Source organism: Gracilibacillus sp. JCM 18860 (assembly GCF_055395245.1).
Window position 1 is genome coordinate 3,242,282 of sequence record NZ_AP043868.1, and the last position, 22,332, is coordinate 3,264,613.

General features: G+C 36.9%; 14 protein-coding genes. 10 read left to right on the forward strand and 4 right to left on the reverse strand.

Going from position 1 to position 22,332, the window contains the following annotated elements; translation table 11 throughout:
• Window positions 1-8: 8 nt before the first annotated feature.
• The 4 genes from ACZ5R4_RS16380 to ACZ5R4_RS16395 all read left to right on the forward strand — a co-directional run bounded on the left by ACZ5R4_RS16380 (window position 9) and on the right by ACZ5R4_RS16395 (window position 6,814).
• Entirely contained in the window at window positions 9-1,739 is a 1,731-nt protein-coding gene (locus ACZ5R4_RS16380; RefSeq protein ID WP_109985241.1) for a glycosyltransferase, read from the forward strand.
• Between the two features lie 226 nt (window positions 1,740-1,965).
• A complete protein-coding gene (locus ACZ5R4_RS16385; RefSeq protein ID WP_181397621.1) occupies window positions 1,966-3,090 on the forward strand; it encodes a class I SAM-dependent methyltransferase in 1,125 nt (374 codons plus the stop codon).
• A 24-nt stretch (window positions 3,091-3,114) separates the two neighbouring features.
• Window positions 3,115-5,346 carry a glycosyltransferase gene (locus tag ACZ5R4_RS16390; RefSeq protein WP_464367625.1) on the forward strand — a complete coding sequence of 744 codons (2,232 nt, stop codon included), beginning with the start codon at window positions 3,115-3,117 and terminating at the stop codon, window positions 5,344-5,346.
• Between the two features lie 394 nt (window positions 5,347-5,740).
• Window positions 5,741-6,814, forward strand: a complete 1,074-nt coding sequence (locus ACZ5R4_RS16395) for a glycosyltransferase family 4 protein (RefSeq protein ID WP_109985244.1) — start codon at window positions 5,741-5,743, stop codon at window positions 6,812-6,814.
• A gap of 16 nt (window positions 6,815-6,830) precedes the next feature.
• Here the strand turns inward: ACZ5R4_RS16395 and ACZ5R4_RS16400 are convergent, their stop codons facing one another.
• Window positions 6,831-7,898 carry an LCP family protein gene (locus tag ACZ5R4_RS16400; RefSeq protein ID WP_109985245.1) on the reverse strand — a complete coding sequence of 356 codons (1,068 nt, stop codon included), beginning with the start codon at window positions 7,896-7,898 and terminating at the stop codon, window positions 6,831-6,833.
• 210 nt (window positions 7,899-8,108) lie between these two features.
• On the opposite strand from ACZ5R4_RS16400, the gene ACZ5R4_RS16405 reads away from it, so the two are divergent.
• Window positions 8,109-8,252 carry a hypothetical protein gene (locus ACZ5R4_RS16405; protein ID WP_181397623.1) on the forward strand — a complete coding sequence of 48 codons (144 nt, stop codon included), beginning with the start codon at window positions 8,109-8,111 and terminating at the stop codon, window positions 8,250-8,252.
• A gap of 382 nt (window positions 8,253-8,634) precedes the next feature.
• Here the strand turns inward: ACZ5R4_RS16405 and ACZ5R4_RS16410 are convergent, their stop codons facing one another.
• Window positions 8,635-9,615, reverse strand: a complete 981-nt coding sequence (locus tag ACZ5R4_RS16410) for a nuclease-related domain-containing protein (protein WP_464367626.1) — start codon at window positions 9,613-9,615, stop codon at window positions 8,635-8,637.
• An 84-nt stretch (window positions 9,616-9,699) separates the two neighbouring features.
• Between ACZ5R4_RS16410 and ACZ5R4_RS16415 the strand changes: the two genes are divergently transcribed.
• From ACZ5R4_RS16415 to ACZ5R4_RS16425, 3 genes are read left to right on the forward strand one after another with little or no spacing between them, the layout of a single operon-like run.
• Window positions 9,700-9,924 (forward strand): DUF1659 domain-containing protein, encoded by a 225-nt coding sequence (locus ACZ5R4_RS16415; protein ID WP_054787655.1) that lies wholly within the window; start codon window positions 9,700-9,702, stop codon window positions 9,922-9,924.
• A gap of 36 nt (window positions 9,925-9,960) precedes the next feature.
• Entirely contained in the window at window positions 9,961-10,173 is a 213-nt protein-coding gene (locus tag ACZ5R4_RS16420) for a DUF2922 domain-containing protein (RefSeq protein ID WP_054787656.1), read from the forward strand.
• Window positions 10,174-10,213: 40 nt separating this feature from the next.
• Complete coding sequence (locus tag ACZ5R4_RS16425; RefSeq protein WP_054787657.1) at window positions 10,214-10,378, forward strand: YvrJ family protein; 165 nt, start codon at window positions 10,214-10,216, stop codon at window positions 10,376-10,378.
• Between the two features lie 54 nt (window positions 10,379-10,432).
• Here the strand turns inward: ACZ5R4_RS16425 and ACZ5R4_RS16430 are convergent, their stop codons facing one another.
• The gene (locus ACZ5R4_RS16430; RefSeq protein ID WP_109985247.1) at window positions 10,433-10,588 is read right to left on the reverse strand and encodes a DUF1540 domain-containing protein; all 156 of its coding nucleotides are present in this window, start codon (window positions 10,586-10,588) and stop codon (window positions 10,433-10,435) included.
• Between the two features lie 91 nt (window positions 10,589-10,679).
• The gene (locus tag ACZ5R4_RS16435) at window positions 10,680-11,963 is read right to left on the reverse strand and encodes a helix-turn-helix domain-containing protein (protein WP_054860211.1); all 1,284 of its coding nucleotides are present in this window, start codon (window positions 11,961-11,963) and stop codon (window positions 10,680-10,682) included.
• A 436-nt stretch (window positions 11,964-12,399) separates the two neighbouring features.
• Here ACZ5R4_RS16435 and ACZ5R4_RS16440 point away from each other — a divergent pair, with 436 nt between their 5' ends.
• Together ACZ5R4_RS16440 and ACZ5R4_RS16445 are read left to right on the forward strand one after the other, a co-directional pair.
• On the forward strand, window positions 12,400-12,975 hold the full coding sequence (locus ACZ5R4_RS16440; protein WP_464367627.1) for a nitroreductase family protein: 576 nt from the start codon (window positions 12,400-12,402) through the stop codon (window positions 12,973-12,975).
• Between the two features lie 662 nt (window positions 12,976-13,637).
• A complete protein-coding gene (locus tag ACZ5R4_RS16445; protein WP_464367628.1) occupies window positions 13,638-22,319 on the forward strand; it encodes an isopeptide-forming domain-containing fimbrial protein in 8,682 nt (2,893 codons plus the stop codon).
• Window positions 22,320-22,332: the final 13 nt, after the last annotated feature.

A 22,332-nucleotide genomic window follows, 5' to 3' on the forward strand; every position in this document is an offset into this window, starting at 1 on the left:
AAGTTTAAATGACAACTATTAAAAAAAAAAATAACCGTATAAATATTCTATTATTTGGCTATATAAACATGAATGTTATGGATGGATCGGCTGTATTTATATCAAGTTTTGCAACAATGCTATCCAAAAATCCAAACATTAATGTTGACCTTGTACTTGCAAATCCAATCAGAAGAGATCTTTTACTACAACCACTCTACGAATTGGATAATGTTAATATAATTTGTCCTTATGATGATAGTGACCTTTCGGAGAGCGAATATTCATGGAAGAATAAAAATAGAATGAGCTATTTGGAAGCTAGTGAGGTAATTAATTATTATTGGGCTAAGAAGGATTATGATTGGTTTATTATTAGAGGTATAGAAGTAGCAATAAAATTAATTGATGTAAATCCAAATATTATAAGTAAATCCATGGTTTATATGACGGGGATTACGGACTCTACACAAGAAGTAACAAGTAGTAAGTTAACTGAATTTCAACGCTTAAGGGAATTAGATGCATACATCCTTTGTCAAACAGAAGAAATGAAAGAATTCCTTTTAACAAAAATGGATAAGGAACTTTTTGAGGATAAAATCATCCCACTTAATCCTATGGTTCCAGATACAGTGGATGAATTTGAGGATATATTTAATAAAAAAAGTAAGTATTATAAATTGTGTTATACTGGGAAGTTTGATAAAGGCTGGAACTCTATCCCGATGGTAGTGGGTTTTAAAGAATTAAAAGAGGATATCCCAGAAGCAACATTAGAAGTTGCTGGAGATAAATTTAATGTTGATAAGAATAATCCAAACTATGTTAAAGATTTAAAATATTTATTAAAATCGACCAAAAATTTAACTTGGTATGGAGCTGTTTCTAGAGATGAAGCAAGACAATTAATTATGGCAAGTGACATCGGAATTACTTGGCGAGACACTTCCATGGATACAAGCTTGGAATTGTCGACAAAACTTCTTGAATATGGAACATTAGGGAAGGCCGTGGTGTTAAATCCTACGCCAATGCATAAAAAAATATTCGGTGAAGAATATCCTTTATATGCAGAAACCTTAGATGATTATATCCATGTTGTGAAACAAGCGATGGAAGATCCAAGTGTATACGAAAAAGCGGCAAGAATTATGTTTGAAGGAAGTAAAAAGTTTACTTTTTCAGAGATATTGAATAATTTATTACCATATCTAATTAAGGACAAAGTTAAGGAAGTCTTAAAAGAAAAAGGTTTAGAAATTAGCGATACGGACACGGAAAATATTATAACGACTATTCAACTAGATCAAATATATAAATACGATTTGGATAACGGTAAACACTTATATATTTCAAACACTAAAGAGCATAAGAATATATTTAAGGTTTTAGAAGGAATCAGTGAACAAGGTGAAATTTTTGATATAGAACAAATAGGTGGTATATTGTTTCTCTTTGTGAATGATAATGATAAAAGTTTTTATGAAAATTACTATAAAAACTTTAATATTGATGTAATTAATAATATTGCCATTCGTGTGAACGATCAGAATGCAACAAGTAAGAATAATTACTTTAAACCAACATCTCTGAAGACACAACTATCGATTGCAGATAATGTGCAATCAGAACAGAGTAGAAGTGATTCTTCACAATTAAACAAAAAATATATGACACTTCAAAGTAAATATAATGCTTTAGCAAAATCCAAATTAGGAAGAATTCAATTAAAATATTGGAAAATAAAAAATAAATAAGCAATCTTTCACATCAACCTAAGCCGAATAAAATGGACTTAGGTTTTTTAATAAGAAATAATGTGTTGTTTCTGAAAAATAGGATAAATTAACAATTAGTGCTGATGATAAACATATAACACTCTTCGAAGCTGATAAATGTCAAGGATTGTAAACAAATTATCTAATTGATATACTTAGTATGTTGATTATAATTAATTTGAATAATTATACAAGGGTGACTAAATTGGAAAAAATTTTAGATAGAATTGCTGAAGCTTATAAAGGAAATTTAGGGGAAGATTTCGGTGTTAAAACAAGAAATAGAATTAACTGGATCGTTAATAGAGTAAGCGGAAACAAAGTTTTAGATATCGGAACATCGCAAGGAATAGTACCTATTATTCTTGGACGTGAAGGTAAAAAAGTAGATGCTATCGATATAGAACAAGACTCTATAAATTATGCAAACGAGCAATTAGAAAAAGAACATAATTCTGTAAAGGATCTAATCAATTTTAAAGTGGCTAATTTTATGACAGATGATCAATTAGATAAAGATTATCATACAATCTTGCTCACTGAAGTGCTAGAACATATTGCAGATCCACACAGTTTTATGAACAAAATCTGTAATCATTTATCCACTGACGGCAAACTCATAGTAACCGTACCATTTGGAATAAATGACTTCATAGATCATAAAAGAACGTACTATTTAGTGCAATTAAATAATCATTTGGGTGAATTTTTTTCGATCAATGAAGTTGAATTTCTTGGAAAATGGACAGGGGTTATATGTTCAAAGAAAAACTCGGATATTTCTGAACATCATTCTTTCAGTGAAGAATTAATTACAAAACTTGAAGATGCTTTTTACTTTGTAGAGAGAGAATACATTAACAGAATCAAAAATATGCAAAACCATATAAGTAAGGAAACCTCTCAAAAGAGTCAGCAACAACAAAAAGAATCGGATAATACCATGGAATATTATAAAAAACAGTTACAAGAAGAAAGAATGATAAATGAAGGGTTATTAAAGGTTATTAATAAAGAACTAAAAACACTTGTTACGGCAAATAAGAATGCTGATGCAAGATATTTAAATGATATTAAATTTGAAGAAAAAGAAATAAACGATCCAACAATATATAAATTAATACAAAATACGGAAAGTTTAAGTAAAGAATTGCAGGAAAGTTTGAAAAGAGAAGAGAATATTCTCTCTGATTTGCTGACAGTAACAAATGAAAAAAATAGGCTGAAACAACAAATAAAGAGGCTTGAAAATAGATATTCTGCACTTAGAAATTCAAAATTGGGCAAATTAACAATTAATTATTGGAAGTTTAAGAATAAAAGTAAATAACTGTTTTGCTGGGGAGTAATAAAAATGATGGATAAATTAAAAATTGTAAATCTACAACAAGAAAATATAAAAAGACAGCAGCAGAATAAAGAGATACTGGACTATCTCTCAAGCTTAAAAAAAGAATATAAAAGAGACGATAACAGTATATTAAGGAAAAATTTTAGTAACTACGAGAAATATAAAAAAGGTATAACTGTAATTGTACCTTCTTATCAAGGCCAAAATGTGATAATTAATTGTTTAAAGTCCTTAGAGAATCAAACAATGGATAAAGATTTATTTGATATAATAATTGTACTCAATGGTGAATCTAGTTTAACACTTGAGGTTATCAACCAATTTAAAGAAAATCACGAAATGAATAATATATATGTTTATGAATCATCAATTGCCAACGCTTCCATCGCAAGAAATATTGCACTAGACAATGCAAATAGAGAATTTATTTTGTTCTTAGATGATGACGATTATCTATCTGAAAATTATTTAGAAAAAATGTATCAATATGCAGATTATGATACAGTAGTAATTTCACAAATAGTAGATGTCGATCAAAATAACAATAAAAATTATGATAATCCTATTAACAATCAAATTAAAAGTGTGTTGGAAAAAGAGATAAATGCTTTTTCAGACTTAAATATGGTTCTTACGATAAATGCATGCAAATTAATCCCCACCATTAAATTAAATAATCTTCGATATAATGAAGCTCTAAAAAATGGTGAGGATATAGTTTTTTTTACCGAATTTTTTGTTAAGAACTACATGAATGTTTATGTGATACCTGCTAGAGAGCAAGTATACTATTACAGATTAATAAGAGATAATTCTGTCTCTAGAAAACAAATGAGCTTTGAATTTAATGTAAATGATAGGCTTCGTGTGATTAAGCTTTTAAATGATCTGCTTAGGGAGATGAAATCGTATCAAAATGAAGAGTTCGATTTTATAATAAGTAAGATTAATGCACAATCATCTTTTGTTAAAAGTTATTTAGAAATAAATTCAAACGAAAGAAAGAAAGTGTTTGATACTATAAGAGAAAAACAGCTGTCTTACTTCCCTTATCATATTATTAATCGTGGTCAGGCGAATAAATTGATTATTTCTTATTGTTTTCCACCGTATATAGACACTAGTGCAAATGTAATGGCAAAACGCATTAGAAATTCAGGAGAAGTGGTTGATGTTGTTTATAATGAAATGGATAGAGTGAGAGTAAAAGATGACAATACTAATATACTAGTGGAGGATTTGATTGAAGAAAGAATAGAGATATCATCCTACTCTAGTTTTTCCTCATGGAAACCAATAAATGATTTTTGTGAAGAAGGCTTGAGGAAAATTAGCAGTGAAAAACAATATAATGAGGTATATAGTAGAGCTTTATGGCCAGGCTCACACTTTTTAGCATATTTATTTAAAAGGCTTCATCCTAACATTAAATGGATTGCGGAATTCTCTGATCCAATACTATATGACATACATGGTAAAGAAAGATATGCTTCCATTGATTCAAAAAAATTTTTGCGGAATGTGCAAAAAATAACAAAGAAAAGATTTAAATTACCGAAAGTCAAAAATGATAACTTATTTTTCTGGTGTGAATATTTACCATATTTATTTGCAGATGAATTAGTTTTCACCAATGAGAATCAATTAAATTATATGATGGATAAATTTCCTGTAAAAAAAATTAAAAATATTATTTTAGAGAAAGTAAAAATAGATAGACACCCGACATTACCAGAAGATTTTTATACAATGTATAAGAGTAACTATTCATTAGATGAATCGAAAATAAACATTGCATATTTTGGTAATTTTTATAAGACTAGGAATTTGAATGAGTTATTCGAAGGCTTGGACAGGCTTGAGGGCAATGTTCGCAACAACTTTAAACTGCATATATTTACATCTAAACCGGATGAACTACAAGAGAACATTCAAAAATATGATTCTCGCTATAATATAGCTGTGAATAGTTATGTCAATTTTCTCGAATTCTTAAATCTTACAACTAAATTTGACTGTTTAGTTGTTAATGATGCAGTAACGAAAGATGAATTACCTATAAATCCATTCTTACCATCTAAATTAAGTGACTATTTAGGTAGCGATAAAAAAATATGGGCAATTTACGAGAGAGGTAGTGTATTAAGTAGTATGGATTTACATTATATGTCTGAATTAGGGGATGTCAATCAAGTAGTAAGAGTTTATAAAGAAATGATTACGGATGCTAAGTAAAGTGCCAATACTTTCCGCCTATTGAGAAAGCTATAGTTAGGCACGGAGATAACTTTATTATATAAGTCGCAGAAAAATTATAAATGACATTGGAGCAAGGACCTTACTAAAATTCAATCTCCACACATATTGAAAAGAACCGAAGGAAAACTACACCATTTGATTAAATACTAAGTCCCTAGCCTCTTTCTCGTGCTATGGACTTATTTAATGAAAATGTTAAAAACTTATTTCCCTTCAACCCTCAAATACAATAAGTAAGTGACAAATACTATAAATGTGATAAAATAAGATATTGACGGAACTTTTTAGGAATACTTATTTTAGAATCGATTATAGTAGTAATAACTTATAAATGGAAAGTCAGTACATTTTAACCAAGTAGGTGTATAGAATGTTTAATATAACGGAGTTAATTATAGCTTTCTTGATTTCGGCTATTGTAGCATTTGGAATAACTCCACTTATTAGAAGGCTCGCAATAAAAATAAATGCAATAGATGCACCAGAAGGTCGTAAACAACATGAAGGTACTAAGGCAAGAATAGGCGGTCTAGCGATTATACTTGGTGTAGTGGCGGGTTTAATCTATCTTCAGCCTCAGCATCCTCATATGCTGGAAATTATTATTGGTGGGTTAATTATTGCGATAACAGGATTATTGGATGATTTGATTTGTTTAAAGCCTTACCAGAAGCTAATTGGACAGCTTGCTGCGGCAATCGTTGTCGTGTCTTCTGGATTAGTGATAGATAAATTAACGATACCCTTTATGGGAACTGTAGAACTTACGCAATTTGGTTTTATTTTAACGATTTTGTGGATTGTCGGAGTGACGAATGCCATTAACCTTATCGACGGGTTGGATGGTTTAGCGGCAGGTGTATCTGCGATAGGACTAACGAGCATACTTATTATCGCGATTATGGATTATAGTATTATTGTCGTCTATTTAAGTATTATTGTAGTAGGAAGCTGTTTAGGCTTCCTTTATCATAATTTTTATCCCGCAAAAATCTTTATGGGAGATACAGGGGCATTGTTTCTTGGCTACTCGATATCTGTTATCTCGATGCTCGGGCTATTTAAAAATGTTGCCTTGTTCAGTTTTATTATCCCGATTATCATTATAGCGGTTCCGATTTTTGATACGATTTTTGCGATTATTCGAAGGCTCATTAATAAGCAAAGCATCGGACAAGCAGATCGCAAGCACATTCATTATCGTTTAATTGAGATGGGATATAGCCACCAAACAGCGGTGTTAATCATTTATGCCTTTAGCGGATTTTTTGGTGTAATGGCCATTGTATTTAGTAGTGCAACCATGCTTACATCACTTATCATTATTGCTTTGATAACTCTTGGCATACAGATTATCGCTGAACTGTCTGGAATCGTATTAAACGGTCAACAGCCAATACTCAATGGCTTAAGGAAGCTAGCGGGTAAAAAAGAGAATATATAATAGAGAGAGCCAGCAACTAGTAGGTTGCTGGCTCTTCTTGATATCCTGAATTTTCGTTCGGATACTCATTTGTCTGCTGTTCGTTCATATCTGAAGTAGTAGAATCGGTTGTCGTTGGTTCTTCTAGCCCTAAATGGACTCTAAGTTCGTGTTGTACCTCTGCTAAAGATTGCTCATCAATGAAGTAGTAAGAGATTTTACCAAGATAATCACTGGCACCTTCTAATTTCAATTGATCAATATTAGATGTATCGAAGTTTTTATATTTTTTCAGGAAGTTCAATGCATCACTGAATTTCATATTGGTTTCAATGTTTGTGCCAAGGTCTTCTGCAAGATCATCCACCTTTGTTAAGGTTGATGGAGAAGCTAATTCCTTAATAATCGCTTGGACTACTTCCTTTTGACGTTCATTACGTCCGATATCTCCTCGAGGATCCTCGTAACGCATGCGTGCATATGCTAGAGCATAGCGACCGTCAAGTTCCATTTCCCCTTCGTAAAATTGTAGCTTTTCTGCTACGCGATCATCACTGTTTTGTTCGAAGTCAAATGGAACATCTACGGTAATACCACCTAAAGTATCGACAATGTTTTTGAACCCTTCAAAGTTGACTGTTGCATAGTAATCAATTGGAATATTTAGAAGGTCCTCCACTGTCTGGATTGTCAATTCCTTTCCACCAAATGCAAAGGAATGATTGATTTTGTCCTGTCCATTTTCAGGTATGTCTACATAACTATCACGAGGGATACTTAAAAGCTTGAGCTTCTCATCCTCGGGATTAAAGGTGGCTACCATCATCGTATCTGATCTGCCGTGTTCTCCACCTGTCGAATAATCCTCAACACCCATTAAAAGAATAGAGATTGGATCTTTACTTACCGTAACAGCTTCCTCTCGAAGCTTCGATTTCTCTCCTCTTTCCAAAGGCTCATAGGTTTTATCAGCTGCCTGATAAGCCTGTGTCAACACATATGCTCCTAAACCGATTCCAACTACAAGGATAGCTAAAATTGTTGTGACTATAAATTTTATTCTCTTTTTTCTTTTCTTTTTAACACGCAATTGCTTGCGTTTCATAAGCAATTCCCCTTAATTAAAATAAAAGTCAAAATTTCACTAACTTTGTCTATTATAAAGAAAGATAGAGTAATTGGCAATGCATGATAAACTATTTTTCTATTAATGTAATTATATTGTAATAATTTACAACATAATTACACACTTCTACTATTGATTATATGCTATAATGCATAATTATGAATAGAAATATCTCAGGAGGATATTCAATTGAACCAAATAGATAAAGAGCGTCAATTGTTGCAAAAAATTATGCAAAAAGCATACGAAAAAGGGACAAACGGTGCTTCATTAGAAGAAGTACTGAACCAATTAAAAGGTGAATTACCTCAATTGATGAACTTGAATAAATAGAAGGAAGGCATCCACTTAGGTGGGTGCTTTTCCATTTTACTGACGAGTGTGTGTTCACTTTAACGAATATAAACTCACCATAAATGAAGATGAGCTAACAATTAATTGGGATGAACTCACAATATGTAGACGTGAAATTACAATAAATTAAGTTGAACTCACTATCGGAAATAGGGACGCACAATAAGCTGAGTTGAACCCACAAATAGAGACGAGAATGTGTGAATATATTGTGGGCTTATCTCCCGATAATGTGTCGTGATGGTAGTTATTGTGCCCTGAACACCTCGTAATGTGAGTTCAACCTTAAATATAGTGTCGTGGCAATCGCTATTGTGATTTCATCGATTAATTATGTGTGCTCCTTCTCGGTATTGTGTCTTCATCTTCGTGTTTGTAAGTTAGGATAATACACTCTTCCCCGTGTTTCTCCACTACTTTCCAAATTCATATTTTTCAAAATCGCATGTGTGGTAAATCGATTATCGAGCTGAAGCCACCAACGGGCTTCCTTATTTGTGATGCTAGGTTTGAAAAAGGAGAAAAAATCTCTAAAGGCATCATGATGTGCATTCTTACTAATATGGTGACAGCTGTTACAGTACCAGCTGTACCTTTTTCTCTGCATGCCGATTCGAAAACAATTAGGGCAAATTACACCGGGCTGAATATCTTTAGTGTTTACTTCAAAATATTCGCACCAATTATATCTTGGGGGACAGTGGGCATTTGCTAGTGCATGAGCTAATCTTTTCAAATGGGGTATACTTACCTTTGATTTAGGGTCTTCTGTTTGAATAATTTTCATTCGTTTCTTCAAATAAGGAAAATGCATAATTTTTTGATGGATTTGTTCAGGGTTTGATTTAGCTATAACAGTAGATCTTGGATTGGCTAATGCGGCAATTCCGTAGATGGGATAATGATCGATCCCATATTCAGCTATCCACCATCTTAGCTGGTCGACTTGTTCTTCTACTTGAGCAATTGGATCATTACCTGACACAAGATTACCAGCATTGTTCTTTAGTCGAAATTGATTGGCAGCTGGATTAAAGATAAAGTAATGTGGCTGACTTTTGACCTCTAGTATAAAAGCACACAGAGGGGTAAGAAGGAGGAAGTCGATTTGAAAAAAAGTGGATCCGTTCGCAGGAAGGCGTAGATCATGAAGGAGGAAGACGTCCTCTTTAAATACACGAGCTCGTTCTAAGTAATAGAGCAACTCTCTTTCAGCTCGGAATCCTTGATTTAGACCTTTTAGCATTGCTTCCAATCTGGGGGGAGGTTGTTTTAGACGATAAATCAGTGCTTCTAACAAGGCTATCGTAATCGGTTTTTCTACTACATTTTTTATGAACATCATGATCACCCCAAAAAAATTTTTTCAAAAAACGATACCTCACACCTCCCAATTTGGATTATAGAAGTGAAGGGAGGTGAGAGCATGGCAGCGACAGAAAGAATAGATTCTAGATTGCAGCTTGTTTTTGAAGATGGCATTGATCCTGTGAGTGGAGAAACCACTTACAAAACGCGTTCCTTCAACAATGTGAAGCTTGACGCTACTGCAGATCAATTGCTAGCAATAACGGAAGCTTTAGTTCCACTTCAGCAGCTTACGTTATTTTCCATCAAACGTAATGACACGGAACTGATTACAGCTGAGTAATCCATTAAAAAAAATAAAGACAGGGAGGTGAAGGCCTTGAAAACGATCGAATTAAAATTTGAAAATGAAGAGGGAAAAACAGTAACCATCTCACTGGATGCGCCTGTTGAACCAGTTGATCCTGCAGCAGTCAATACAGCAATGGATGCTGTAATTGCACAGAATGCATTTTTCTCCTCAGGTGGGGATTTAGTAGGGAAGAAAAGCGCACGAGTGGTTGAGCGTAATGTAACCGAAATTGAACTCTAAGAAGGAAAAGGGGAGTCGCTAATAAGGAGGCTCTCCTTTTATGATAGCATGGAAAGGAGCGAATAAAGTGGACCAAACATGGATGTCATTAATCACAGACGTGGGGTTTCCTGTTGCGGTAACATTTTATCTGTTACATCGAATCGAAACAAAGCTGAATACATTAATCGAGTCCATTGTCACATTACCTGAAAAGATGAAATAACGGTGAACCACAGCTAACCACCATGGTTAGCTGTGGTCATTAAAGAAGGTCTGCTTAGACGGTTGGTTCGAAGGTTTGGCAGTCGGTTTCTTTCTCATTCTTCGCCTGCTTTCCAGTATGACTAACGACATAGATCATATTAGCATGACATCTGTTACCTTCTGCCCAGTACTTACAGTTGTTAACCTCGCATTTTACATCTTTCGCCATGACACACACCTCCTACAATATCATTATTCGTTGAGATAAAGGAAAAAATGTGTGGTGATAATTGGTAAAGTGCAGAGCAAATGAAGAGGGACTAATCATCTCGTATCTTATACATTTCACATATTTCTGCAAGTTGAAAATCTTTAACAGCAGACTTTAGATGATCATACGATTTTTTATAGGATCGGTTCTCATAGGAAATACCTGCAAGCATTTTGTGACAATTGTCTATTTCTGGATGATCTGCGCGTAATTCAAAATGTGGTAGTAATTCCTCTTTTATTTTGTTTTCAAACGGTTCATGATGAAACTTATTTAAGATCATGGATTCTAGTGTGAACAGCTTATACTGGTATTTTTGATTAATATCAAGCTTCTGTCCAATCTTGATATAAACCAGGGCTTCTTGCTCACGCTTCAGTTTAGCATAAATATAAGCCATATAATAAGTATAGATAACTTTAAGAGAGTCAACAGATTCCAAACGAATGGCATCTTTCAAATAGGCAATCGCCTTGTTGTGTTCATGTAATCCTGTATAAGCTTTGGCAAGTAAGTATAAAATAGTGGCATGGTAATGTGCGTTTATTTGTTGAGAGGATTGATCTAGGAGGTTATTTAACTTTTTAATCGCTAAACTGTGGTCATCAGCCTCGACTTCATTGTTGCATATTACCATGCGACAAAGGATAATATTGCGATAATTTGCATCAGCTTCAAATAGTTTGAGGGCAGTTTGAGCATGCTCAGTGGATTTCTTTAGTTCGTGGAGTTGACTGAAAGCAATGGCAAAATATAGGTTGATTTCTGGATCTAGACGAGCTTGATTTGGATGATTTTTCATGGCTAAATCCAAATAATTTAGCCCATTGGCAAAATGGTAAGAATAGATATAGTAAAGCCCAAGAAGCTTATGACATCGAAAGTCCAGTTTTTGGTCAAGTGCTTCTGAAAGCCCGAGAATATTTGGAAGCATACTTGCCGCCTCCCTTAAATTATGTTGTAGTACGAATAGCTGGAATCTAGATAGGTCATATACCACTTTGTCATTAATGTGTGTAGTCACCGGTGCTAGTTGCTTCATTTCTAAAAAAATTTGTTCTGCTTCTGTGAGATTGCCATTCGCTATGGCATAATTCCATGAGGTTAATTGGATAGAGATTCCTTGACTGGAGGTGTGGAGATTTAGGAGTTCTTGAATGTCTAGGATAGTGGCAATCCTGGTACATAACTCTGGTGAAGGCTGGATAATGCCATTCTCTATTTTACTGATAAAGGTATGACAGCAGTCGAGTAATTTTGCTAATGTTACCTGTGTCATTTGTCGCTTTTTGCGATAGGACTTAATTAATTTTCCTGTATCAATATACAACATCCTATAAATACCCTCTTTCTACAATATAATCAATTTTTTCCAATATTTAATTAATTCGCCATAATAGGACTATTTCCTTCTTTTTATTTGAAAAATTTTAATATATAGTAATGACCATTAGACTATTATTCGAGTCCATTGGCTTATCGTCGGAGGAATGATTCTACAAAAAACCCTAGAATTAGCAAGAGGACGACAATGACAAAATTTCGCAATCCTATTAATGGTACCACATATATCAGAAATGGAATGAATATTAGAAAACCTATTACCATCACAAAAATAAAATAAAAATAAGTCCTCATACAGCTTCCTCCAGTGTAGAAAATTGGGCTTTACTTTAATGTATGAAGGTAGCCTATTTTCGTGTGTAATCCAGATTTTTGAATTCGGTTCATGCTTCTTTTATAATAAAACTCTGAAGGGAGAGATAAAAATGAGTGATGTAAAAATAGATGAAGTACGTAAAGCAGATTACCCAATTGATGAAATGTTCTTAAATCGCTGGTCACCTCGCGCGTTTCAGGAAAAAGGAGTAGATGAGGAGACCTTGATGACCGTTTTAGAGGCAGCAAAATGGGCTCCATCTGGTGCGAATAAGCAGCCTTGGCGCTTCATTCTAGCAAATACAGAAGAGGATCTAGAAATATTTCATTCCTTCATTATGGAAGGGAACTTAGAGTGGGCAAAAAAAGCTCCTGCATATGTATTGATTATTTCCGATTCGAATGAGAGTGTTTCCCATGCGTTCGATGCGGGAACAGCCTGGGGTTATTTAGCATTACAAGCAATGAAAAGCGGCTTAATTACACACGCGATGGGTGGCATCCATAAAGACCAGGCACGGGAATTATTAGATATTCCAGACCATTTTGACATTCATGCACTTATAGCGATCGGATATCAGGATGATGTTAGTGTGTTAGAGGAAAGATATCAAGAACGTGAAATACCTTCGGAAAGAAAGCCATTAACGGAGACCGTTATGAAAGGGAAATTTGTGAGAGCCTGATGGAGATCAGGTTCTTTTTTATTCCATCCATTTAAAAACACCCCTCTGATGAGATGTCTCCTCCACAGGAATACCTTCCTTTATACTTTCAATTTCAAATAAATAGTCTTGTTATCCTATAAATAAGCTTCTAATCCTTTGTCACTTTCTTATAATATTTGCGTAAAATCAGTTCAGATATTTAAGCGCTTTATAATAAAAATGATTCGGTTACGAACTGACTATTCTTCATACATTAAGCAGGAACTTTTACTTTTTTTTATTTATGTCTAACTTATATAGACAAATGATGCTGTAACACTATCGTCCTAAAAAAATCCATATAACTTTATTACCAAAATTACCAAATTATATGTAAAAAATGAGAATATCGTGCTATTATGTCAATAATATTTTTGCCTTTTGTGATTATTTGTCACAATTTGAAGGGGGAGATGTAGCATAAAGTTGAATTTTGAGGTTAAGCGTTTACTTATAAATTCATTATAGGGGAGGTATATCCTATAAGGTAAAATTTTGATAATTTTTTAGTAATTCACCTTTAGAGGGGATTAATGTAAGAGTAAAGTCAGTAAATTATGTATTATTATTCAAAAAATAATTTTCTGGAGGTAAGGAAACTGAAAAAGAAAATTCGACTGAATAAGAGAATAAAATTAAAAATGCAAAAATCGTTTATTCTATTCATGGCAATGTTAGTGATCTTAAGTGGTGCTTTACCTTATTCAACTCCTCTTATTTTAGCAGAAGGGGAAACTGGTATTCAGGAACCAATTGTGACCAAAGATGTTGATGGAGAAGAGAGTAGAGAGGTTATCAAAGGGGAGGAATACCAATATAATATAAATGTTAAATTGCCAGAGAATCTATCAAATTATGAATCTTTGACGATCTCTGATACGCTCGATACACGAGTAGATGTTCAAGGGACAACTGTCCTTCTCAACGGGCAGGTTATTGATAGCTTTCAAGCAGTGGTAGATGGTCAAAATGTTTCCTTAGCATTGACAGCAGAGCAACTACGTGAGCTTGCGGAAAAGGAAGTGAGACTGCAGATTACGTCAACAATAAAAGAAGATGCTACATCTGGAGAAAAAATTGATAATATTGCTCAAGTTGTGATTAATGATAGTACTCTCTTAAAAACAAATTCTGCTGTTGTCATACCAGTTGATTCGGAGGAAAAGGATGTAATAAAGCCAAATGAATCAAAAGAGGAAGACGGTGAGACTGGAGATGACAATTATCCAGCTAGGGAGACCAGTGGCCAACTCGTTAATGAAAACGATAGTTCCGCTTCTAGTGAAAACTCGGATGTATCAATAGATCAAGTTGAAATATTCGCAGAGTCAATTACCCTTAACGAAGTTGATTCATATGGTAGTGCTAGCGATGGAAAGATATACCAAATAGATGGAAACGATCCAACTGTTGTCAAAGGAACCGTTACAATTACAGGTATAACAAACACATCTCTTAATGGATTAGCTATATCAGAGAATGAAGATTTTTTGTATGCAGCTAGAGCTAATAATCTTTACAGAATTAGTCCTGATGGATCGGCTCAATTTGTGGATACGCTAGCTGGAGGCGCTACAAATGCGGTGATTTACAACGGTAAATACCTCCATTCATATTTAAATGCCGATGACGGGAAATACTACCTAGGTACTTATGATTTAACCACAGGCGAAAAATCATCTAAAGAAATTATTGGTTATGATCCTGGTGATGGTGTAGGAGGGGATCTGGTAGTTGATAGTGATGGTTATTTATGGTTTGCTGCAAATCAAGCTAATGCTCAAGGTACCTATATTGCTCAGATGAACCCGGAAACTGCTGAAGTTATACGTGTTATTCCTATAACACCGACAGATGGTAGACAACTAGAGGGGGGAGTCAGAGGAATCAGCTTCTTACCTAGTGGTGAGATGCTACTTAATTCCGGTCCTACTAATACCCATTTCACATTATTTATACTTGATCCAGAAACTCTTAGTACTACTTACTTGACGACTGTAAATGAGGGTGGTCTATCTGTCGACTTAGCTTCACGAGTTAGTCCAGAATTCGATCCATTTCCACCCGTACTAGAATCAGAGAAGCAAGTAGAAATATTCGAAAAAGCTCTGGGTAATACGGATGTTGAGAATCCAGAAGCTGGAGATACACTTTTATATACGATTCAAACTCGTAACACGGTGGAGGAATACAGTCTAATAAAGGAACTCGTTATTTCCGACACCATACCAGAGGGATTGGAATATGTAGCAGGGACATTATTGGTAGATGGAGAAGCTGTCACAGATGAAGCAGATGAAGATAAAGGACAAGTGGTCAATAATGAAATTATTGGAGAATTTGGTGACGTGCTTGATAACGACTGGCATACTGTTGAGTTTCAAATAACTGTCCAGTCAGGTCAAGAAGGGAGAACCATTGAAAACATTGCAACGGTAGATGCGTTGAACACGGAACCAGATAATCCACAGGCGGAAGTCGATATCTATCCACGCCTTCCTGTTCCTGATGCATGTGCAGCACCAGTTGCGTTGATTAATGGTAGTTTTGAAGAAGGACCAGAAAGAGGTTCTTATCAAGCTTCAGGAATTTTCTTTTATGAATCCGAAGTTCCTGGCTGGTTTACAACAGATGATTCTCAAGGAGTAAAGCTTATCGAGCAATGGAATTATAAGCTAGGGCTTCCAGCAGGTGTAACTAATTTTTCACCACCAGTCGATGGTGACAGGTGGGCAGAATTAAATGCATTTGATAATGGGTTACTATATCAAGATGTAGAGACGACACCAGGTCAAACCATTTATTGGCGTTTATCTCATATGGGACGTCAAGGTGATGACACGATGCAAGTTCGAATCGGCCCAGCGACAGACAATCCATATGATACAACGGTGCAAACACAGATGACGACAGGAAATACGGCATGGGAAACATATACTGGATCCTATACGGTGCCTGCAGGGCAAACTACGACACGATTTGGATTTGAAGCGGTAAGTACTGGTGGTGGGAGCTTAGGCGCTGGTAACTTCTTGGATGACATTTTTCTAGGGACCGAACCATGTGTCGTGGCAGAAAAATCCGTTTCGCCCGAAGGAGAGGTCTTTGCCGGACAAGAATTAACGTATGAAGTAAATATTAAAAATAACGGTGGAGATATTGCTGCAGACACTACCTTTGAAGATGCGATTCCAGCAGGTACCGAATATGTTCCTGGTTCCTTAAAAATTATCGATGGTCCAGGTACAGGCGACTTAACCGATGAAGCAGGCGATGACGCTGGCCATTTTGATGGGGAAAAAGTCATCGTGGAGTTAGGCAATCTACCGAACACAAATGACTTACCTAATGGTATCACGGTGCAATTTAAAGTAAAAACACTGGACACGGATACAGAAAGACAAGTGACAAATAAAGCACAAATATTCTATGATAATCTGTTAGAAAATACAGAAGAACAAGTGGAAACCAATGAAGTAACAAACACTGTCCTACCAAAAGAGGAAATTGACGCTTGTGCAGCACCAATAGCATTGGTGAATGGTGAATTTGAAAAGCCGGAGGGACCGGGTACCTATGATAACTCGATAGCCGGAGGTGGTTATTACTATGCAGACACTGTCCCAGGGTGGGAAACGACTGATGTCAACCGCACACCAAGAGGAATTATTCAAATAATGGACCCTGCTAGACCGAGTACTATACCTTCAAATACTCCGAATAAGGATAATCTTACGAGTAGATTTGCAGAATTAAATGCTGATACAAATAGTATGTTATATCAAGAATTACCAACCATACCAGGACAGACCATTTATTGGCGTTTAAATCATAGAGGTTACAATGGTGTTGATACGATGAGTGTTAATATTGGATCAGTTACAGCCGATCCATTCAATACCACGCCAGAAATAGAGAGAATTTCAACAGGGACTACATGGGAAACTTATACAGGAACTTATACTGTTCCAGCTGGACAAACAATGACGCGTTTTGGCTTTAAAGCAATTAGTACATCTACTGGAGCATTGGCATTCGGTAATTACCTTGATGACGTCTTCCTAGGAACAGAACCATGTGTCGTGGCAGAAAAATCCGTTAGTCCAGAAGGAGAAGTGCTCGCCGGCGATGAATTAACGTATGAAGTAACCGTTAAGAACAATGGTGGCGACATTGCTGCCAATACAATATTTGAAGATGCGATTCCAGCAGGTACCGAATATGTTCCTGGTTCATTAAAAATTATCGATGGTCCAGGTACAGGAGACCTAACCGATGAAGCGGACGATGACGCTGGTCATTTTGATGGGGAAAAAGTCATCGTGGAGTTGGGTGACTTGCTGAATATTACCGAATTACCTGACGGGATCACCGTTCAATTTAAGGTAAAAGCTTTAGTTAATGAGGAAATCAATGAAATTGGCAATCAAGCTCAAGTAGGCTATGACAATCTATTAACCAATGAAAGAAAAGAAACAGAGTCGAATGAAGTGAATAATCCACTTACCTATCAGCAACCAGATCTTGAATCGGAGAAAACATCGGAAATCCATGAAAAAGCTGAAGGTAACACGGATGCCGACCATCCAGAAGTAGGCGACATTTTAACGTATACGATTCAAACCCGTAATACGGTAGAAAATAGTCTCGTAACCAACCTTACGATCAGTGACATCATTCCAGAAGGCTTGGAATATGTGGCCGGAACCCTAAATGTAGATGGCGAAGGCGTTACGGATGAAGCAGGAGACGATGCAGGACATAACGTAGATGGCAACATCTTCGGAGAATTTGGAGATGTCACGGATACCGAATGGCATACGTTGACGTTCCAAGTAGTCGTAGGAGAAGGACAAGCGAGTCAGGATATTATCAACATTGCAACCGTGGATGGTGATAATATTGATGATCCGGATAAACCAGAACATGAAGTGAACATTTATCCTCGAGAACCAAACCTGGAATCCGAAAAAAATGCCGTGAACTTAGAAATAGGGAAAGAAAAGCTTGAAGTAGGCGATACGGTCGTTTATACGATTCAAAGTCGCAATACCGTAACCGAAAGTGTAGTCGAAAACTTTGTCATTTCCGATGTATTACCAGAAGGTCTTACGTATGTGGAAGGAAGCATGAAGGTAAGCAATGATGGGGAAGGTACGTTTGAAAATGGAACGATTACGGCAACATTTGGTGACGTTGCGGATACCGAATGGCGTACCGTGAGCTTCTTAGTAACAGTTGATTCCGGTCAATCCGGCAAGACGATTGAAAATACAGCGACAGTAAATGGAGACAATGTAGAGGAGCCAGATGAGCCGAGCACCGACATTACGATCGATCCAAAGACACCAATACTGGAATCAGAAAAAACAGCTAGTATTGCCGAAAAAGCTGATGGAAACACGGATGCGGAGCACCCAGAGGTAGGCGACACGTTAACCTATACGATCCAAACACGTAATACAGTGGAAGATAGTCTCGTGTCCAACCTTACGATCAGTGACGTCCTTCCAGAAGGTTTGGAATATGTGGAAGGTACGCTAATCGTCGATGGCCAAGCCGTTACCGATACAGAAGGGGACGACGCAGGCCATGTCGTAGACAGAGATATCTTTGGTCAATTTGGCAATGTGACAGATACCGAATGGCACACCCTAACCTTCCAGGTAGTAGTCGGAGCAGGTCAAGCTGGACAGGATATTGAAAACATCGCGACGGTAGATGGAGACAATATTGACGATCCAGATAAGCCAAGGGAAGAAGTGTTAGTTTATCCACGTGAACCAAGATTAGAATCAGAAAAAACATCTAGCATCGTAGAAAAAGGCGAAGGAAATACCGATACAGATAAATACCAAGTTGGGGATACGATTGAATATACGATCCAATCCCGTAACACCGTAAGAGAAAGTGTTGTCGAAAACTTCGTGATTTCCGATCAATTACCAGAAGGGCTTACATTCGTAGAGGAAAGCCTAGAAGTAAGTCATGAAGGAACAGGCAATATCGAAAATGGAATGATTACGGCAAGCTTTGGGGATGTCACCGATACGGAATGGAGAACTATAACGTTCCAAGCAGTTATCGAGTCGGGACAATCCGGCAAGACGATTGAAAATACAGCCACCGTAGATGGCGATAATGTGGATGACCCAGATACTCCAGAAAATGAAATTATCGTGGATCCGAAAGAGCCAGTTCTAGAATCAGAGAAAGCGTCGAGTATTGCCGAAAAAGCCGAAGGAAACACGGATGCGGAGCACCCAGAAGTGGGCGATACCTTAACGTATACGATTCAAACCCGTAATACAATCGAAGATAGTTTGGTCTCCAACCTCACCATCAGTGACGTCCTTCCAGAAGGCTTGGAATATGTGGCAGGTACGCTAACTGTAGATGGACAAGCTGTTACCGATGCTGAAGGGGACGATGCTGGCCATGTTGTAAATAAAGATATCTTTGGTCAATTTGGCAATGTGACAGACACCGAATGGCACACCCTAACCTTCCAAGTAGTTGTAGGAGCAGGTCAAGCTGGACAAGATATTGAAAACATCGCAACGGTAGATGGCGACAATATTGATGATCCAGATAAGCCAAGGGAAGAAGTGTTAGTCTACCCACGTGAACCAAAATTAGAATCAGAAAAAGCATCTAGCCTCGTAGAAAAAGGCGAAGGAAATACCGATACAGAAAAATACCAAGTCGGGGATACGATTGAATATACCATCCAATCCCGTAACACAGTAACAGAAAGTATCGTAGAAAACTTCGTCATTTCCGATCAATTACCAGAAGGACTTACATTCGTAGAGGGAAGCCTAGAAGTAAGTCATGAAGGAACAGGCAATATCGAAAATGAAACGATTACGGCAAGCTTTGGGGATGTTACCGATACGGAATGGCGTACTGTAACGTTCCAAGCAACGATTGATGCTGGCCAATCTGGTAAGACGATTGAAAATACAGCCGCCGTAGATGGCGATAATGTGGATGACCCGGATACCCCAGAGAATGAAATTATTGTGGATCCGAAGGAACCGAAGTTAGAATCGGAGAAAGCATCGGAAATCCATGAAAAAGCAGAAGGAAACACAGATGCGGAGCACCCAGAAGTGGGCGACACGTTAACGTATACGATTCAAACACGTAATACAATCGAAGATAGTCTCGTGTCCAACCTTGCGATCAGTGACGTCCTTCCAGAAGGCTTGGAATATGTGGAAGGTACGCTAATCGTCGATGGGGAATCCGTCACGGATGCTGAAGGGGACGACACAGGACATAGTGTAGATGGCAGCATTTTCGGAAAATTTGGTGATGTCACGGATACCGAATGGCATACATTAACTTTCCAAGTAGTCGTCGGAGAAGGACAAGCAAGTCAAGATATTACCAACATCGCAACCGTCGATGGAGATAATATCGATGATCCAGACAAACCAGAACATGAAGTGAATATTTACCCAAGAGAACCGAATCTGGAATCCGAAAAAACAGCAGTAAATTTAGAGATAGGCAAAGAAAGATTTGAAGTAGGCGATACCGTCGTTTACACGATTCAAAGTCGCAATACCGTAACAGATAGTGTCGTCGAAAACTTTGTCCTTTCCGATGTATTACCAGAAGGTCTTACGTATGTGGAAGGAAGCATAAAGGTGAGTCATGATGGAGAAGGTATGTTTGAAAATGGAACGATTACGGCAACCTTTGGTGACGTGACGGATACCGAATGGCGCACCGTGAGCTTCCTAGCAACGATTGATTCAGGACTAGTAGGCAACACGATTGAGAATGTGGCGACTGCTGATGGGGATAATGTGGACGATCCTGACAAGCCGAGCACCGACATTACGATCGATCCAAAGGAACCAAAACTCGAATCCACTAAAACATCAAGTATTGCGAAAAAAGCAGATGGAAACACAGATGCCGAGCACCCAGAAGTAGGTGATACCTTAACGTATACGATTCAAACACGCAATACGATCGAAGATAGTCTTGTGTCAAATCTTTCGATCAGCGATGTACTACCAAAGGGATTGGAGTATGTGGCAGGAACGCTAACCGTTGATGGCCAAGCCGTTACCGATACAGAAGGTGACGATGCTGGACATTCTGTTGATGGAGAAATCATAGGTAAGTTTGGTGATGTAACAGATACGGGATGGCATACGTTGACGTTCCAAGTTGTAGTAGAAGAAGGCCAAGCTGGACAGGATATTGAAAACATCGCAACGGTAGATGGCGACAATATTGATGATCCAGATAAGCCAAATGAAGAAGTGTTAGTTTATCCACGTGAACCGAAGCTAGAATCGGAAAAAACTGCTGTGAACTTAGAGGAAGAAAAAGAAGAATTCCAAGTAGGGGACACTGTTGTTTATACGATTCAGGCCCGAAATACAGTAAAAGATAGTATTATAGAAAATCTTGAGATTACCGATGTGTTGCCAGAAGGACTTGTCTATGTAGAAGGAAGCCTTGAAGTGAGTGAAGGCGGAACTGGAGACATAGAAGATGGAACGATTACTGCAGTGTTCGGTGACGTAACAAATACCGAATGGCATACGGTAACATTCCACGCAAAAATAGAATCTGGTCAATCTGGTAAATCAATTGAGAATGTGGCAACAGTAAATGGTAAAAACGTAGATGAACCAGACCAACCAAGTGAAGAAATTACTGTTAATCCACATGCACCAAAATTAGAATCGGAAAAAACTGCTGTGAATCTAGCGGAAGAGAAAGAAGAATTCCAAGTAGGGGACACTGTTGTTTATACGATTCAGGCCCGAAATACAGTAAAAGATAGTATCATAGAAAATCTAGAAATTACCGATGTATTACCAGAAGGACTTGCTTATCTAGAGGGAAGCCTAGAAGTGAGTCATGAAGGAACAGCTGATATCGATGGTGGAACGATTACGGCAAGCTTTGGAGATGTCACGGATACGGAATGGCGTACAGTGACCTTCCATGCAACCATTGAAACAGGCTATGAAGGAACATCGATTGAAAATGTTGCAACTGTAGAAGCGACTAACATCGAGGTTCCAGGGCAACCAACAGAAGAAATTGTGGTCGAGGAAGAAGTGACTTCTCCACCAGACCCTAGTGAAGAAGATCCACAAGAAAAACCTGAAGTTACAGAACCTAAGCAACCTGAGCAATTACAACCAATTGATGATGAAGTAGATAAAGAAGAAGAGCTACCAAATACAGCAACAAACAACATGAATTTAATTCTAGTGGGCTTGTTATTACTTCTTTCTGGTGCAACCATATTGTACCGCAAAAAGAAAAAAGGTAAGTTCGAATAATAGCTACTTTCTG